A 17,726-nucleotide genomic window follows, 5' to 3' on the forward strand; every position below is an offset into this window, starting at 1 on the left:
TTCCAGATAGCTGCGTGCGCCAGAATGAAAGACCTACCAAGACCCGCAACCAAGCCAAAAACCAACGACCAAGGTTTAGTTTCGAACTGCAGGATACTCCCGTATAATTGCGCCCACTTTTTAACCGCAGTTAAACGTACCGTTAACGTACCAGGAAGGATCGCACATGCAATTCGACAACATCCCCGCAGGCAAGAACCCGCCTGAAGACATCTACGTTGCCATCGAAATCCCGGCCAACAGCTCCCCGGTGAAGTACGAACTGGACAAAGACATGGGCGCCCTGCTGGTAGACCGTTTCATGGCCACCCCCATGTTCTACCCGGCCAACTATGGCTTCATCCCGCACACCCTGGCCGACGACGGTGACCCCCTCGACGTACTCGTGGTCACACCCTACCCCGTGCAGGCCGGCTCCGTGATCCGTGCCCGTCCGGTGGGTGTTCTGAACATGGAAGACGAAGCCGGTGGTGATGCCAAGCTGGTAGCGGTACCCCACGACAAGCTGACCACTACCTACCACGATGTGAAGGAAATCACCGATCTGCCGGAGCTGCTGCGCGACCAGATCAAGCACTTCTTCGAGAACTACAAGACTCTCGAGCCGGGCAAATGGGTGAAGGTGCAAGGCTGGGATAACGCAGAAGCCGCCAGGAAAGCCATCGTAGATTCCGTGAACGCCTACAAAGGCTGAGCCGGACTTTTCGTGGCATTAAAAAACCGGGCCTTGTGCCCGGTTTTTTAATGTCTGGCTGAAAGCCCGTTGACCTCAACCCCGGGACAGCAGATCCCGCATATCACTGATTGCCGAGTTCGCCCGTGAAAGGTAAGCGGCCATCGTGAGAGAGTGATTGGCCAGCACGCCGAAGCCACTGCCATTCAGAATAACCGGGCTCCACATTTCGCCCTGGGCACCCTCAAGCTCGATAATGACCTGCCGCACGCTGGCCATGGCGTTCTTGTCCTGGAGAACTTTGCGGAAATCCACTTCGATCGCCCGGAAGATGTGCAGTAGCGCCCAGGAACTGCCTCGGGCTTCATAGAACACATCGTCAATCTGGGTCCATGGCGTTTTGATATCTTCTCCCGTGGTTTCTTCAGCCAGAGGATCTCCCGCATCCATATTCACCACGGCATCAGAAACGGAAGCTTTGCCCACACTTTCCCCCAGAGTCCGGGAGAGGCTGCCCAACCGGGTTTCCAGGTCTGCCAGCCAGTTACTCAGGTTGTCTGCACGCGCGAAAAACTGGGCATCAGCCTGTTCCGGGTTCGACAGACGGTCAAGATAGCGCTTCAAAGCGGTGATACCCCGGCGGTACTCAGCCTCTGTTGAGGGAATGGCCCAGCTCTCGCTGTCGAAGTGGAACTGGGGCTCGGCAATGACCAGATCCTGGTCTTCGGCCGACTGACTCTGGGAGCGGCTGATGTCTTTGCGCATGGCACGCGAAAGGTCACGGAGCTGGACCAGCACGCCATATTCCCAGTTGGGCATGTTGTCCAGCCAAAGCCCGGGAGGGAAAACGTCGTTGGAGATGTAGCCACCAGGCTTGTCCAGCAGGGTTTCGCCAATTCGAATCATGGTCACCGTGGTGGCGAAGCCGGTAATGGGTTCCCTTTCCATGGCGTTGGCCACCGACCGGGTATGCTCGCGCACCGAGAAAGTTTCCGGCTCGCTGCTCCAGAACATGCCAAGCACCAATGCCACCAGCAGGTAGACCACAACCAGCGCAAGAATCAGTTTGCCGATCACGCCGCTGCCACCGGCATAATCCTGAACATCGTCTTTCTTGTCCTTGAAGTACTGTCTGATTTTGCCTGGCATATGACTCTTAATCCCCTGTCTGTTGATTATCAGCGGCAAACGGCCGACCAAGATGGTAACCCATGGCTCCGTCGACACCCAGCTTACAGAGTACCGAGTATTCCGCGGCTGTTTCCACTCCTGTAGCGAACACTTTCACGCCGCGGCTGTGTGCGATGGCCACAACGGACTCTATGTAGAAGCGGTTATCCTCGTGGGTGTCGATGTCATGGATGAAACTGTTATCGATACGCAGGCCCTGAAACCTCAGATTTCTGAGATAACTGAATGGCACGCCACCAACGCCGAAGCGGTCTACCAGTACCGGCACCCCCAGGCGCCCCAGCGCCCTGACCAGCAGGCCCACTGCCGTGCGGTGATGGTGAATGGTCTGTTCGGAGATCCCTATCCAGAGATTTCGGGCCAGCGAACCGGCCTGCCCCAGTTGTTCAAGCAAGTCCGTACGAAAGGCCTCGCTGGCCACGGACGCATTGCCAAGCGAGACGGCCAGTGGCTGATCGGGCAGGTCTTTCAAACGATCCAGTACCCGCTGTACCAACAGTCGATCAATATCGGAAATCAGGCCGAAGCGCTCGGCCATGGGCACAAAGGTACCTGCCTTCAGGGCCCCTTCAACGGAATCAATGCGGGAGAACACCTGGTGATAAACCGGCATGAGACGACCTTCGTGGACCATGGGTTGGAGCCAGAGCGATAGTGTCTGTCGACGGATCGCCTCACTGATGATTACCCGCCAGGTCTCCAGATTGTGATGGCCATCCTTCTCGGGATCCGCCAGGTGACAGCCCGTGCCGTTGCTACTCTGGGCTGTGCGCAGGGCTTCGTCCGCAGCAGCCATGAGATCGCGGGCCCCGCGGCCCTCAAGCGTTCTCGCCAGCCCGGCATGCACGGCTGTATCCATGGGTGAGGCAAGATCCGCATAGACGCCGTCGAGATCATTTACCAGTTGCCGACACCAGACACCGGCGTCGGCCGGCATGACACCGGGCAGGAAAATGGCAAACTCGGCACCGGTTCGTCGACCGGCAAACGATCCGGCATGCTGCCTGACGAACTCTGCAATCACGGTGGCCACCCTCAGCAGCAGCCGATCCGCTTCGCTCCGGCCATAGGTCTGGTTATACCCGGAAAAATCCGCCAGCTGAATCAGCATGACAACCCCGGGCGCGGCCTTTTCCTCGGATTCCACTTCGACTTTCAGGCGCTGGTCAAAGGCACCCCGGCTGGCCAGCCCGGTGACCGAATCCTCGTTATTGACCCGCCGCAGGTGCTGGATGAGTTTGGCCTGGCCCTCAAAAAGCTGGCCCAGATCACCCGCCATCTGGTTCATGGCGTCCGTGACCTGGTTGATTTCACGGGTCGACTTGATCGACACCCGCTTCCTGAAATCCCTCTGGCCCAGGGCCCTGGCCTGATCCTCAAGAGCATGCAGTGGGCGCAGGGTCCGGCGAAGCAGCAGGAAAACCGCAAATAGACCAATACCGCCAATAACCGCAGTACTGGCAGTCAGACCAACGGTGATTCGCCAAAGGTCTTCGTAGGCCCGACCGGGGTGGCTGATTACCTGAACCGTGCCAAGTCGGCTCCAGCCGCGGACCACTTCTGCCTCGGCGATCGGCAGGGGAAGATCCGCAAAAGTGCGGAACCAGGCCGGCACAGCGACCTTGTTCAGAGTCATTGCGCGCCCGGCAACCTGCTCACCCTGATGATTCAGGTAGCTGACGGACAGGTATCGCCCACTGTCGAACACCGCATCAATCAATGAGGCGGAAGCCACCGGGTCACGGCCATCAATGGCGTTGGAGAGTGACAATCCGATGGCCGTAGCCCCGTCACGGGCGTGGCCGGCTAACTGATCGGAGACATAATTCCGGAAGTACCCGAAGCTGGTAATGAAAACCGCAACCAGCAGGGTTACCAGCAAACCTCCGGTCAACACCAGAAGCATTGTTCGCAGAGTAACCGCACCCTGCTGCCTGCGTTTCAAGAGGATTTGCTTCCGTGCCATGGGGAGCTTCTCCGGATTGGCTGTGAGCCAGCCGGCCAGGTGTTTGTGACTTGCGCCGCAGAGTTGACAAACATTTACATAGCGCAACCTACGCCGACAACATTAAACACTATAGACTCTGCAAAAGGACTAAGGTTGAAAAATCGTCCGCACCGGGGAAGGACGACCAATAACGAAAAAGAGACAGGCCCGAGCCACATGAACGACGAAAGCCAGAAAGAAAAACTCAGGCAGCATTTCGCACGCCGTGTAACAACCCAGGCCCGGGTTGTTCTGGACACCTGGCAGAAAATTCACGAAGACCGGGACAAGGCCGCCGCCCATCGCAATGAGTTTGCCGCTGCCACCGACAAGCTGGTGCGTTACGCCCAGCGCTTCGAAATGGAAAGTCACGCCAGGGCCGGGCAAACCACGCTGGAACTGATCAACCAGTGGGAACCGTGTTCGGCACTGGACGAAGGCCTTGAGCGACAGCTCCAGGATGCCATCGAAACCCTCTCCCAGAGCACCCTGCGCAGGACGGACCGCAACAGTTCCGAGGCGCCTCACCAGTTTCGCCGCACCCCGGTCTACATTGCTCTGGCCAACCAGGAAATGGCAAGCCGCCTCATCCGGCAACTGGAGTTTTTCGGGTTTCGGGCTTCGGCCTTTGCCAACGCCGATGAACTGACCGAAGCCTGTGCACTCCACAAGCCCGAGACCATCCTGGTGGACGTAAATTTCGGCGGTTCTCCCAACGCCGGCATTACCACCATCGAACACCTGCAGGAACGTCACGATACGCCCATCCCGATCATCTTCATGAGCGATGAGGATGGCTCCATCGAAACCCGTCTGCAGGCCTCACGGTGCGGCGGGGAAGAGTTCTTCTATCCCGCCGTCGATCCGGGCCAGTTGATCGAGAAGATCGAAACCTATACCCACGGCAATACCGTGGAGCCTTACAAGGTTCTTGTTCTGGACGACTCCCGGGCCCAAGCCAAGTACATGGAAACGGTGTTGAAAAAGGCTGGCATGACCGCCCACATCATCACCGACCCGATGCAGATCATCCACGCGCTGGAAGAGTTCTCCCCGGAGATCATCATCCTCGACATGTATATGCCGGGCTGCACCGGGATGGAGATCGCCCGAGTCATCCGTCAACAGGATCGTTTCCACAGCGTCCCCATTATTTACCTGTCGGCAGAGGAAGACGTCAGCAAACAGCTCCATGCCATGAGCCTGGGGGGCGACGATTTCCTGACCAAGCCAATCGACCCGAAACACCTGATAGCCACCATCCACAACCGTGGCCGCCGCGCCCGCTCTCTACTGGCACTGATGATCCGTGACAGCCTGACTGGCCTGTTCAATCACACTCACACGCTCCACCTGCTGGACCAGGAGATTGTGCGGGCTCGCCAGAAAGAGCAACCACTGTGCTTTGCGATGATCGACATCGATTACTTCAAGAAGGTAAACGACACCTTTGGCCATCCGATCGGCGACCGTGTGTTGCGAAGCCTGTCGATGTTCCTCAAACAGCGCCTGCGCAAAACCGATCACATCGGCCGGTATGGCGGTGAGGAATTCGCCATTATTCTGCCCAACACCCGCCCGAGCGATGCCCGGAACGTTCTCAATGAAATCCGGGAGCGGTTCTCGGAGCTCCAGCAGCCCGCCGGCGACCGGGAATTCAACGTCACCTTCAGTTGCGGAATCGCAGCCTGGGATGACGACACTTCCCAGGCATTGTGCGAGCGGGCAGACCGGGCGCTCTACAGCTCCAAGGAACTGGGCCGCAACTGCGTGACTCTGGCCGACACCTGATTCCGGGCCGTTCCGGCCCGCATCCCCCCCGCGCAGACCTTCCAGAACAAATTTCGGTCGGGCATGGCTGAGTCCCTGCCCGGCTGCTACCTTTTATGAAACCAACGTCGTATAGAAGTTAGATCCTCCGTTCACGACAATGATTGTCATCAGCGGAAAGATCCCGTTTCGATTCATTTGCCGTCTTTTTTACGACCAATGGACAACAGGGAAGATTGTCAAAAAGTGTTGATCTGAACAAAACAAGCACGCACCATTGGGGGAACATGCCGTTAAATTCGGCGATCCTGTAAAAAGACACCAAGGCAGACAGAACCATGTCGACAATTCTCGTACTCCATGGACCCAACCTGAACATGCTCGGCACACGCGAGCCAGAGGTCTATGGCTACGAGACGCTGGCAAACATCGACGACCGGTTGCGTTCACAGGCGGCGGAGCACGGGCACCATCTGCTGCATCTGCAATCGAACGCCGAATACGAACTGATTGAACGGGTTCACGAGGCCCGGGCAGAAGGCGTGGACTTTATTATCATCAATCCAGCCGCTTTCACCCACACCAGCGTTGCCCTTCGGGATGCCATGCTGGCTTCGGGAATTCCTTTTATTGAAGTGCATCTTTCCAACGTGCATGCACGGGAACCGTTCCGGCATCACTCCTATTTCTCGGATATCGCCGAAGGCGTTATCTGTGGGCTGGGTAGCCAGGGGTACGATCTTGCACTCCAGGCGGCCCTGACACGCATTCACCGATAGACCTGACAAAACGGGACTGGACTGACTATGGATATTCGTAAAATCAAGAAACTGATCGAGCTGCTCGAGGAATCCGACGTCGAGGAGCTGGAGATTCACGAGGCGGACGATTCGGTTCGTATCTCCCGCCGCCGTGAGCCGGCCGCCGGCGCCCAGTACGTGAGTCATTACCCGGCCCCGGCACCAGCACAGCAGCCAGCTCCGGCCCCTGCGGCGGCTGCCCCGGAGGCTGAAGAACCATCAGCGCCAGCGGGTCCGTCCGGACACACTGTGAAGTCCCCCATGGTAGGTACGTTCTATCGCTCGCCGTCGCCCACCGCCAAGGCGTTTGTGGAAGTTGGCCAGACGGTCAACGTGGGTGATGTCATCTGCATCGTGGAAGCCATGAAGATGATGAACCAGATTGAGGCCGACAAGAGCGGCACAATCCAGGACATCCTGGTCGAGAATGGCCAGCCGGTTGAGTTTGACCAGCCCCTGGTCGTCATTTCCTGAACGCGGTGATAGCTACTCATGGCCATGTTAGAGAAAGTTCTGATCGCAAACCGGGGTGAAATTGCCCTCCGGATTCTGCGCGCGTGCAAGGAGTTGGGTATCAAGACCGTGGCAGTGCATTCCCAGGTCGATCGCGACCTGATGCATGTGCGCCTCGCTGACGAGTCGGTCTGCATTGGCCCCAACAGCGCCACCGACAGCTACCTGAACATCCCGACCATCATCAGCGCCGCCGAGGTAACCGATTCCGTGGGTATTCACCCTGGCTACGGCTTCCTTGCCGAGAACGCCGATTTTGCCGAACAGGTTGAAAAGAGCGGCTTCCGCTTCATCGGCCCCAAGGCCGATACCATTCGGCTGATGGGCAACAAGGTGTCCGCCATCAACGCCATGATCAAGGCCGGCGTTCCGACTGTGCCGGGATCGGATGGCCCGCTGGATGACGACGAAGAGCGGACCCTGAGAATTGCCCGCGAAATCGGCTATCCAGTGATGATCAAGGCCGCTTCCGGCGGCGGCGGACGCGGCATGCAGGTGGTGCACTCGGAGGCGGCCCTGTTAAAAGGTGTCCAGATCACCCAGAGTGAAGCCAAGAATGCCTTCGGCGACCCGACGGTGTACCTCGAGAAATTCCTGGAAGCGCCCCGGCACGTGGAAGTACAGGTTCTGGCCGACATGCACGGCAACTGCATCCATCTGGGCGACCGCGACTGCTCCATGCAGCGCCGGAATCAGAAGGTCATCGAAGAAGCCCCGGCCCCGAACATCAACCAGGAATCCCGGGAGCGCACCTTGAAGGCCTGCGTCGATGCCTGCAAGGAAATCGGCTACGTGGGCGCTGGCACCTTCGAGTTCCTGTACCAGGACGGCGAGTTCTATTTCATCGAAATGAACACCCGGGTCCAGGTGGAACACCCCGTCTCCGAGATGGTCACCGGCGTGGACATCGTGCGTGAGCAGCTACGCATCGCCAGCGGCCTGCCGCTGCAGTATACCCAGGACGACATCCGGATTTCCGGGCACGCCATGGAGTGCCGGATCAACGCCGAAGATCCGAAAACTTTCATCCCCAGCCCTGGAAAGGTCAAGCATTTCCATGCGCCTGGCGGGAATGGAGTGCGGGTGGATTCCCACCTGTACAGCGGCTACACGGTTCCGCCCTATTACGATTCCCTGGTGGCCAAACTGATCACCTGGGGCGACGACCGAGACATTGCCCGGCGCCGGATGAAGAACGCGCTGGACGAACTGGTGGTCGAGGGAATCAAGACCAACCAGCCTCTGCATCGGAAACTGGTACGCGATGGTGGCTTTAAACAGGTAGACTTCACCATCCACTACCTTGAGAAACTGATGCGGGATTAAACATGCCCTGGATACAACTCCAGATCCCGGCTGATCCGGACAACGCGGATCAGCTGGAAGATCTGCTCATGGAGATGGGCTCCGACGCCGTCTCCATGGAGGATGCCGCCGACCAGCCCCTGTACGAGCCCGACCCGGGTACCACCCCTCTCTGGAGCCAGACCACCGTCACCGGATTATTCGACTCCGATCGGGATATCGAACAGCTATGCGCCGATATCCGGGATGCCTGGCACCAGCGAACCCAGCAGGCGCTTCCCGAAATCGAAGTAACGCTGGTTGAGGACAAGGACTGGGAGCGGGCCTGGATGGACGATTTTCAGCCCCTGAAATTCGGCGAGCGGCTCTGGATCGTGCCCAGCTGGCATGACGCCCCGGACCCGGATGCCGCGAATCTGATGCTGGACCCGGGCCTGGCCTTCGGTACCGGTACCCATCCGACCACAGCGCTCTGTCTGGAATGGCTCGATGGCCAGGACGCCCAGGGTAAGCAGGTCATCGATTATGGCTGCGGCTCCGGCATTCTTGGCCTGGCAGCCCTGCTGCTTGGCGCAGACCATGTTATTGGCGTTGATACCGACCCGCAGGCCCTGGAAGCCAGCCGGGAAAACGCCCGGCGTAATGGTGTCGAAGACAGCAAGCTGGACCTGTTTCTGCCAGAAGACGAACCCGAGACCCAAGCCGACATCATGCTCGCCAATATCCTGGCCCAGCCTCTGATCGGCCTTGCCTCTCATCTGGCTTCCCGGACCAGACCCGGCGGCGACCTCGTGCTATCCGGCATTTTGTCCAGCCAGGCCCGGGAAGTGATGGCCGCCTACGAGCCCTGGTTCGTGATGGACGAGCCCGAACAGCGGGAAGAGTGGATACGCCTCACAGGACGGCGCAACGACAGATGACGAAACCGGTCTTAACGACTAAACTCCGACACTCGTAGCCCAGTCGCTTTCAGGAAGAAGCATGACCCAGAGCAGCCTGCAGACACAGTGCCCCAATTGCCAGACCCGGTTCCGGGTAACCGAAGAACAGCTTGGCATTGCCAAGGGCAAGGTACGCTGCGGGAACTGCATGAAAGTGTTCAACGCCATCGAACACCAGGTTATTCCCGGCGGCGATAAACCACGAACCCAACCCATCCCCGAGCAACCGGCGGGCACCCAATCACCGGCCGGCTCCGGCGTCAGCGAGGAAGATTTTGTCTTTGCTGACAACCCGGAAGAGGATGCGGCGGAAGGCCGGTACGCCGGCACAAAACTGACCTTTTCCGATGACGAGCTCAGCGACAGCTTCCGCAGTTTCGACGAGCGCGACGAAGCAGACTATAAAGACGCTGAGACTGACAGTTCCGACGAGAATGTGGATGAAAGCTGGGCCGAAGCCATTCTGCAGGATGACGAGCCAGCGCAACGGAAACCGTCTGTTACAGAGCGGCCAGAACCGGAGCCCGAACCCGAGCCCGAGCCGGAAGAGCCAGCGTTCGAGCCACAAACCAGACAGGAACCCGACCGCGAGCTAAGCCTCGAGGAAGAACCGGTGTTCGAGCAGACCCAAACACCTGCTTCCCGGGGCGACCGGACCGCCAAAGAGCCTGATCCTTTCGATGACTTTGTGGAGGAATCCGGTTTCGATTTCGATGAGCCGGATCGACCGGCCGACACCTTCCATGCCGACCCACCCTTCCGGGACCTGCGTCGCGACCCCGTTGCCGTCGATTCGGGCGGGAGCGGCATTCGAACCATCGTATGGAGTGTCATTGTGCTGGGCCTGATCGGTGTTCTGATCGCCCAGGTCACCTGGTTCCAGTTCGACCGCCTGTCGGCCATTCCCGAGTTGCGGCCGTTTTATGAAAAAGGGTGTGAACTGGCCGGATGCGAGCTCAAACCGCTGATCAATGTTGAGGCGATACAGAGCCGGAAACTGGTGGTTCGGACCGATCCGGATAACCGCTCGCAACTGGTGGTCGATGCCGTCATCATCAACCGGGCCGACTTCGAGCAGCCGTTCCCCGCCATTGCCCTGACCTTTTCCAACCTGAATGGCGATGTTGTTGCACAAAGCCTGTTCACGCCCGAAGAATACCTGGCCGGCGAGGGTCGAGAGCTGGAAGCCATGCCCACGGATACCCCCGTGCGCATTGCCATCAACATTCGGGATCCAGGCCGTGACGCAGTGAATTACAACATCCTCTTCCGCCCCCACACTCCCTGATCGAGTCAGGAAGTATTCACTCGACAGAGATGGCCGACGGCCATCGCACAGAACAAAAGTCAACCAGAAAGGGCGAAAAATAATCAGTTTTTTCACCGCCCAGCCCCTTCAATCATGGTCCACCCGGCGGTATCATTACCGCCCTTCGGATGCTGGATCGGTTACTTATTGAACAACCGCTCAGCCCGACCTTTGCTTAACCCGCTGTGACACGGACTCAGATCATGCTGCCAACGGCAAAAATCGGGCCGTACACCTTGCCCAACCCCTTGATTGTTGCGCCCATGGCTGGCGTAACAGACCGCCCTTTCCGTCTGCTTTGCCGGAGATTGGGCGCCGGTCTGGCGGTGTCGGAGATGGTCATAGCGGACAGCAAACTCTGGCATACGCGCAAATCCCGGACACGTCTGAATCATCAGGGTGAGCCGGAGCCCCGTTCGGTGCAAATCGCCGGCGGTGATCCGCAGATGCTCGCCGACGCCGCACGTCAGAATGCGGAATTCGGTGCCCAGATCATCGACATCAATATGGGTTGTCCGGCCAAGAAAGTCTGCAACAAGGCCGCCGGCTCCGCCCTGATGAAAGATGAAGCCCTGGTGCGCGACATTCTTGAGGCGGTGGTTCAGGCGGTTGATATTCCCGTCACCCTCAAGATGCGTACCGGATGGGACAGGGACAATCGCAATGCACTGGTCGTTGCCCGAATGGCGGAGGATGCCGGTATTCAGGCGGTTGCCATTCATGGCCGGACCCGTGCGGACAAGTACGAGGGCAACGCCGAGTACGACACCATCGCCGATGTGAAGTCGCGCATCAGCATCCCGGTGTTTGCCAATGGGGATATTACATCACCGGAGAAAGCCCGGGACGTGCTTCGACACACCGGTGCCGATGGCTTGCTGATAGGCCGTGCCGCCCAGGGTAGCCCCTGGATTTTTCGGGAAATCCGGCATTTCCTGGAAACCGGCAGCCACATGGCCGCACCGGAGCTGGACGAGGTCGAAGATATTCTGACCGAGCACCTCCAGGCACTGCACGCCTTCTATGGCGAGACCATGGGTGTGCGCATTGCCAGAAAACACGTGGGCTGGTACCTGCAGTCCCACGATCCGGGTAAACAGTTCCGCAAACGCTTCAACGCCATCGACGATGCGCTGGAGCAGAGAGACACGATTCAACGGTATTTTGCAGGCTTACGAAATGGAGAGGTATTCGCAGCATGAGCGCTGAGACTTTGGCAAACGATAACCTGAGCACCCCGGCCAACGATGATATTCATCAGTTGCAGACGGTGAACAGCAGCGGCAACACCGTCACCCTGCGTGACAGCGTGGAGGTTGCCCTGAAAAACTACTTCGCCCAACTGGACGGCGCTCCGGTGACCGAGGTCTACCAGCTGGTACTGTCCGAGGTGGAAGCTCCGCTGCTGGAGCAGGTGATGAAATACACCCGCAACAACCAGACCAAGGCCTCCACCATGCTGGGCCTGAACCGCGGCACCCTGCGCAAGAAGCTGAAGCAGTACGGTCTGCTATAATCCAGACACCCTGATTTGACGAGGGCCTCCCGGACACCATTCGCGAGGCCCTTATTCGTTCATCTCCAGCGAAGAAAGTGACCCATGGCAAACCAGGCTAACACCTCCGTCCGTCGCGCCCTGATCAGCGTGAGTGATAAAACCGGCATCGTCGATTTCGGACGTGCCCTGACCGAACGCGGCGTTGAGCTGCTCTCCACCGGTGGCACCTTCCGGCTCCTGAAAGAAAACAACATCCCGGTTACCGAAGTCTCCGACTACACCGGTTTTCCCGAGATGATGGATGGCCGGGTAAAAACCCTTCACCCGAAGATTCACGGCGGGATACTTGGCCGTCGGGGCACTGATGATGCGGTCATGTCCGAGCATGGCATCAACCCCATCGACATGGTCGTGGTCAATCTCTATCCCTTCGAGGAGACGGTTGCCAAACCCGACTGTGATCTGGCGACTGCCATTGAGAACATTGATATCGGTGGTCCGACCATGGTTCGCGCTGCGGCCAAGAACCACAACGACGTTGCCATCGTGGTGAACGCCTCTGACTACAGCCGGGTCCTTAAAGAGCTGGACGCCAACGATGGTCAACTGAGCTACAGCACCCGGTTTGATCTTGCGGTCAAGGCATTTGAGCACACTGCGGGCTACGATGGCGCCATTGCCAACTACCTGGGTGGCCGCACGCCGGACAACGACAACGCGGATTTCCCCCGTACCTTTAACGCCCAGTTCGTGAAGGTCCAGGACATGCGCTATGGCGAAAACCCGCATCAGCGCGCCGCCTTCTACGCCGAGCGCAACCCGAAGGAAGCCTGCGTAGCCACGGCCAAACAGCTCCAGGGCAAAGAGCTCAGCTACAACAACGTAGCCGACACCGATGCCGCCCTGGAATGCGTGAAGCCCTTCGCCGACCCGGCCTGCGTGATCGTCAAACACGCCAACCCCTGTGGCGTAGCCATCGGTGCAGATATACGTCAGGCCTACGATCTGGCCTTCGCCACCGACCCCACCTCGGCGTTTGGCGGCATCATTGCCTTCAACCGGGAGCTCGATGCAGAGACGGCCAAAGCCATCATTGACCGCCAGTTTGTGGAAGTGATCATCGCCCCCACCGTCGCTCCGGAAGCGGTGGAACTGGTCGCCGCCAAGAAGAACGTGCGCCTGCTGGCCTGCGGCGAGTTTGATGGTGAACGTGCACGCTCCATGGACTACAAACGGGTAACCGGCGGCCTGTTGGTCCAGGACCGGGATCTGGGCATGGTGGCGATGGAAGACGTCAAAGTGGTCACCGAGCGCCAGCCCTCCGAGCAGGAACTGAACGACCTGCTGTTTGCCTGGGAAGTGGCCAAATACGTTAAATCCAACGCCATTGTCTACGCCAAGGCCGGCCGTACCATTGGCGTGGGCGCTGGCCAGATGAGCCGGGTCTACAGTGCCAAAATTGCCGGCATCAAGGCCGCGGATGAAGGCCTAGAAGTGAAAGGGTCGGTGATGGCCTCTGACGCCTTCTTCCCGTTCCGCGACGGCATTGACGCTGCTGCGGCGGCTGGTATCACCGCTGTCATTCAGCCTGGTGGCTCCATGCGCGACCAGGAAGTGATTGATGCGGCCAACGAGCACGGCATCGCCATGGTCTTCACCGGCATGCGCCACTTCCGGCACTGAGGGATACGCAACATGAATATTCTCGTTATTGGCTCCGGCGGCCGCGAACATGCCCTGGCCTGGAAAGCCGCCCAGTCACCCAAGGCGGACCGTGTTTTAGTGGCGCCCGGCAACGCCGGCACGGCACGGGAAGCCGGCCTGGAAAATGTCGACATCGACGTGATGGACCTGGACGGACTGGCCAACTTCGCCGCCACCAACCACGTTGGACTGACCATCGTCGGCCCGGAAGCACCGCTGGTGGCTGGCATCGTGGACAAGTTCGAACAGCGTGGCCTGCGGGTATTCGGCCCGACTGCTGGCGCCGCGCAGTTGGAAGGCTCCAAGGCCTTTACCAAGGATTTTCTGGCACGCCACAAGATTCCGACGGCCGGCTATGGCAACTTCACCGACGTTGACGAGGCTCTGGCCTATGTCCGTCAGCAGGGCGCCCCTATCGTGGTCAAGGCTGACGGCCTGGCCGCCGGCAAGGGCGTGATCGTGGCCATGACCCTGGAAGAAGCCGAGGACGCCATTCGCGACATGCTGGCCGGCAACGCCTTCGGTGATGCCGGTAGCCGCGTGGTCATCGAGGAATTCCTTGACGGCGAGGAAGCCAGCTTCATCGTGATGGTGGATGGCGAGCATGTACTGGCCATGGCCACCTCCCAGGATCATAAACGGGTGGGCGATGGCGACTCCGGCCCCAATACCGGGGGCATGGGCGCCTACTCACCAGCTCCGGTGGTTACCGCCGACGTGCACCAGCGCATCATGGATGAGGTCATTTACCCGACTGTGCGCGGAATGGCATCTGAGGGCCACCCCTACAAGGGTTTCCTTTACGCTGGCCTGATGATCGACAACAGCGGCGCCCCGAAAGTGATCGAATTCAACTGCCGCTTTGGCGACCCGGAAACCCAGCCGATCATGCTGCGGATGAAGTCCGATCTGGTGGAACTGTGCGATGCCGCTATCGACGGCACGCTGGACCAGTGCCCCTCGGAGTGGGACGACCGGGCCTCCGTCGGTATCGTACTGGCAGCCGGTGGTTACCCGGGCAGCTATAACAAGGGCGATGCCATCTCCGGCCTGCCGGAAACCGAAACCGAGGGCGAGAAGGTGTTTCACGCCGGCACTCGCCTGAACGGAGACCAGGTCGTCACCAACGGTGGCCGTGTACTTTGCGCCACCGCACTGGGCAACACCGTTACCGAGGCTCAGAAACGGGCTTATGAACTGGCCTCACGGATCCAGTGGGACGGCGCTTTCTATCGCAAGGACATCGCTTTTCGGGCCATTGCCCGCGAACAGTCCTGAGCCCTGGCAGAACCAGTCGGCGAAAACACAGCCCGGTCATTGACCGGGCTTTTTTATGGAGTAATGTAAACGCCTCGCAACGGATGCCGACAAGCCAACCGAAAGGAGCCCCTGATGCCACGCCCGCTAACCCTCAATCTGTTCCTGATTCTGACTGTCTCGCTGGTTCTGAGCGCCTGCTCACGCCAGGGCATCTACGAGACGGCCATCGGGCTCGAACGGTCCTCGGCAGGCCTGGAAGCAGATACCGTGACTGTCGATAGCCTGGATATCGCCTACCTGCGGAATCACAAGGCGGTGGATGGCGACACCATCGTTATGATCCACGGGTTCGGGGCCAACAAAGACAACTGGACCCGCCTCGCCGGCCACCTGACCGGCGATTTCAATGTCTACGCGATCGATCTGCCCGGGCATGGTGAGAGCAGCAAACCCCTCGATATCGGCTATCGCCTGGAAGACCAGGCCGGTTACGTCGCACAGATTCTCGACGCGCTTTCCGTCGATGACGCCCACATTATGGGCAACTCCATGGGGGGTGCGATTACGGCTCTCTATGCCGCCAACCATCCCGGTAAAGTAAAATCGGCGGTGCTGTTCGACCCGGCGGGTATTCTGGAGTATGAAAGCGAGCTGGTGGATCTGGTGATGGAGGGAGACAACCCCCTGATTCCCAGGAAACCCGGTGATTTCGAGCGACTCATGGAATTTGCTCTTGAGAAAGAGCCCTTTGTGCCCTGGCCGATCATGGGTGTAATGGAAGAGCGGGCCATTGCCAATCGGGAAGTGAACGAAGTCATTTTTGCGGCCATCCGGGACGCCGGTTTCGAGTCGGACTTCCGCGACGCCATCACAGAGATTCAGGCGCCGGTCCTGATCATCTGGGGCAAAGAGGACCGGGTTATAAACTACCGCAACGGCGAGGTGTTTGCGGAAGCAATACCGGGTAGCCGCCTGGAGCTGATGGAAGGCATTGGTCACGCCCCCATGGTGGAGGCCCCCGCAGAATCGGCAGAACTGTTCCGAACCTTTATCGGGCAACCAGCAGAATGAAGCCTTTGGGGGTTACTTTGCCTGCCTTCCACCTTCTGCGAGTACACGAGCAGAGGAAAACAGGGTAGCCTAGCAACTATTGTGTTTTTGACATCCGAATTGATACCCCATGCCTGAAGCGATCTGGATTACCTTTGCCTTCGGCCTTGGCCTGCTGGTCAAGCTTGTTGGACTCCCTCCGCTTGTTGGCTATCTGGCCGCAGGCTTCGTGCTCAGTGGCATCGCCGAGGCAACCGGTGTTGTGATCGAGGAGACCAACGTTCTCCAACACATCGCGCACCTTGGGGTACTCCTGCTGCTATTCACTGTCGGGCTTAAACTTAAGCTCCGTTCCATCGTCAGCCCGGAAGTGATTGGCGGCAGTTTGCTTCATTTCGGAATTACCTGCGCGGTCTTTACGCCCGGGCTGTACCTGCTCATGGATATCGAATGGTCGACAGCCTTGATGCTGGCCATTGCCCTGTCCTTCTCGAGCACCGTACTGGCGGCGAAGGTGCTTGAATCCAAACGGGAGCTACGGGCATTCCACGGTCGGGTCGCCATCGGCATCCTCATCATGCAGGACCTGATTGCGCTGGTCGTCATGAGTCTCGCGGCCGGGAAGACACCTTCCGAGTGGGCGCTGATTGTGTTCGGGTTGCCGCTACTTCGACCTCTTCTGTTCCGACTGTTGGATGCCAGCGGCCACGACGAACTGCTGGTTCTCTTGGGCTTGCTGCTTGCGCTTGTTGTCGGCGGACTTGGCTTCGAAGCGGTTGGTCTGAGTTCCGAGCTTGGCGCACTTGTTTTCGGCGCCATGCTGGCCAATCACCCTCGCTCCCAGGAGCTTTCCAAATCGCTCTGGAGCGTCAAGGAAGTGTTCCTCGTGGGCTTCTTCCTGCAAATCGGCATTGGCGGGCTGCCCGATGGCGACGCGCTTCTCTTTGCCGTGATTGCCGGCCTGGTCCTTCCGCTGAAAGGCATTCTGTTCTTTTTCCTGCTACTGGCCTTCCGCCTGCGGGCCCGCAGCGGCTTCCTGAGTGCGCTGGCACTGACCAACTACAGCGAATTCGGCCTCATTGTCGCCAGCGTTGCCTTGCCTGAATGGCTGGTACCTCTGGCCATTTCCGTGTCTCTGTCGTTCCTGGTATCAGCCCCCATCAACCGGTTCGCGCACGGCCTTTACGAACGCTACGCCCAGGGGCTCAGCCGGTATGAGGGCAGCAAGCATCATCCGGACGAACAACCGCTGTCATTGGGCGACACCCGGGTGCTGATCATGGGCATGGGGCGGACAGGCACCGCTGCCTACGACTGGCTGATCGATGACCAGCCCAAACTGATGGGGCTCGACTCTGACCCGGCTAAGGCCCAACAACACCAGAAAGAGGGCCGCAACGTGGTCTTTGCTGACGCGGAGGACGCTTCTTTCTGGAATGGTTTGCACATGCCGGCGGTGCAATCGGTGATCCTTGCCATGGGTGATATCGAGGGCAAGCTCATCGCCGCGCGCATGCTTCGCAAGATGGGGTTCAAGGGTTTTATCGTGGCACACACCATGTATGAGGACGAAGCAAAGCAGATCCGGGAAGCTGGCGCCGACGAGGCCTATCTGACCATGAGCGAGACCGGCGTTGCGCTGGCCAGCCACCTGATAGACGAGACACCGGCGAAACCATCCCTGGTGACGGGCAATCCGGAGTAATCGGAGCGGCCCGAGCGCCT

Annotated in this window: 15 protein-coding genes; 13 read left to right on the forward strand and 2 right to left on the reverse strand. The window is 59.1% G+C overall.

Features of this window, described 5'->3' with window-relative positions:
- The first annotated feature begins 166 nt into the window (after positions 1-166).
- Entirely contained in the window at positions 167-694 is a 528-nt protein-coding gene (gene ppa / locus NUW46_RS17365; protein ID WP_069182011.1) for an inorganic diphosphatase, read from the forward strand.
- Between the two features lie 75 nt (positions 695-769).
- On the opposite strand, the gene NUW46_RS17370 is transcribed toward ppa, so the two are convergent.
- Together NUW46_RS17370 and NUW46_RS17375 are read right to left on the reverse strand one after the other, a co-directional pair.
- Positions 770-1,822, reverse strand: coding sequence for a DUF2333 family protein (locus NUW46_RS17370; RefSeq protein WP_418140793.1), 1,053 nt, complete (start codon positions 1,820-1,822; stop codon positions 770-772).
- Positions 1,823-1,829: 7 nt separating this feature from the next.
- On the reverse strand, positions 1,830-3,830 hold the full coding sequence (locus NUW46_RS17375) for an EAL domain-containing protein (RefSeq protein WP_418140794.1): 2,001 nt from the start codon (positions 3,828-3,830) through the stop codon (positions 1,830-1,832).
- A gap of 198 nt (positions 3,831-4,028) precedes the next feature.
- Between NUW46_RS17375 and NUW46_RS17380 the strand changes: the two genes are divergently transcribed.
- The 12 genes from NUW46_RS17380 (at position 4,029) to NUW46_RS17435 (ending at position 17,706) form a co-directional block, all read left to right on the forward strand.
- The gene (locus NUW46_RS17380) at positions 4,029-5,642 is read left to right on the forward strand and encodes a diguanylate cyclase (protein WP_418140795.1); all 1,614 of its coding nucleotides are present in this window, start codon (positions 4,029-4,031) and stop codon (positions 5,640-5,642) included.
- Positions 5,643-5,959: 317 nt separating this feature from the next.
- Positions 5,960-6,400 (forward strand): type II 3-dehydroquinate dehydratase, encoded by a 441-nt coding sequence (gene aroQ, locus NUW46_RS17385; protein ID WP_069182015.1) that lies wholly within the window; start codon positions 5,960-5,962, stop codon positions 6,398-6,400.
- A 27-nt stretch (positions 6,401-6,427) separates the two neighbouring features.
- Complete coding sequence (accB, locus tag NUW46_RS17390) at positions 6,428-6,895, forward strand: acetyl-CoA carboxylase biotin carboxyl carrier protein (protein ID WP_222465447.1); 468 nt, start codon at positions 6,428-6,430, stop codon at positions 6,893-6,895.
- A gap of 18 nt (positions 6,896-6,913) precedes the next feature.
- Positions 6,914-8,260 carry an acetyl-CoA carboxylase biotin carboxylase subunit gene (gene accC / locus NUW46_RS17395; protein WP_069182017.1) on the forward strand — a complete coding sequence of 449 codons (1,347 nt, stop codon included), beginning with the start codon at positions 6,914-6,916 and terminating at the stop codon, positions 8,258-8,260.
- Between the two features lie 2 nt (positions 8,261-8,262).
- Positions 8,263-9,159, forward strand: a complete 897-nt coding sequence (gene prmA / locus NUW46_RS17400; protein WP_069182018.1) for a 50S ribosomal protein L11 methyltransferase — start codon at positions 8,263-8,265, stop codon at positions 9,157-9,159.
- 61 nt (positions 9,160-9,220) lie between these two features.
- Entirely contained in the window at positions 9,221-10,468 is a 1,248-nt protein-coding gene (locus tag NUW46_RS17405; protein ID WP_418140796.1) for a DUF3426 domain-containing protein, read from the forward strand.
- A gap of 224 nt (positions 10,469-10,692) precedes the next feature.
- Complete coding sequence (dusB, locus tag NUW46_RS17410; protein ID WP_069182020.1) at positions 10,693-11,691, forward strand: tRNA dihydrouridine synthase DusB; 999 nt, start codon at positions 10,693-10,695, stop codon at positions 11,689-11,691.
- Positions 11,688-12,005 carry a DNA-binding transcriptional regulator Fis gene (gene fis, locus NUW46_RS17415; protein WP_008170934.1) on the forward strand — a complete coding sequence of 106 codons (318 nt, stop codon included), beginning with the start codon at positions 11,688-11,690 and terminating at the stop codon, positions 12,003-12,005. The genes dusB and fis overlap by 4 nt, the downstream gene beginning before the upstream one ends.
- Positions 12,006-12,089: 84 nt before the next feature.
- Positions 12,090-13,670 carry a bifunctional phosphoribosylaminoimidazolecarboxamide formyltransferase/IMP cyclohydrolase gene (purH, locus tag NUW46_RS17420; RefSeq protein WP_136631362.1) on the forward strand — a complete coding sequence of 527 codons (1,581 nt, stop codon included), beginning with the start codon at positions 12,090-12,092 and terminating at the stop codon, positions 13,668-13,670.
- Between the two features lie 12 nt (positions 13,671-13,682).
- Positions 13,683-14,969: a phosphoribosylamine--glycine ligase gene (gene purD, locus NUW46_RS17425; protein ID WP_418140797.1), complete on the forward strand. Its 1,287-nt coding sequence runs from the start codon at positions 13,683-13,685 to the stop codon at positions 14,967-14,969.
- Between the two features lie 114 nt (positions 14,970-15,083).
- Positions 15,084-16,022: an alpha/beta fold hydrolase gene (locus NUW46_RS17430; RefSeq protein ID WP_418140798.1), complete on the forward strand. Its 939-nt coding sequence runs from the start codon at positions 15,084-15,086 to the stop codon at positions 16,020-16,022.
- A gap of 109 nt (positions 16,023-16,131) precedes the next feature.
- The gene (locus NUW46_RS17435) at positions 16,132-17,706 is read left to right on the forward strand and encodes a cation:proton antiporter family protein (RefSeq protein WP_305966464.1); all 1,575 of its coding nucleotides are present in this window, start codon (positions 16,132-16,134) and stop codon (positions 17,704-17,706) included.
- The last annotated feature ends 20 nt before the right edge of the window (positions 17,707-17,726 follow it).

Source organism: Marinobacter sp. MA (assembly GCF_048298425.1).
In the GTDB taxonomy this organism is placed as follows: domain Bacteria; phylum Pseudomonadota; class Gammaproteobacteria; order Pseudomonadales; family Oleiphilaceae; genus Marinobacter; species Marinobacter salsuginis.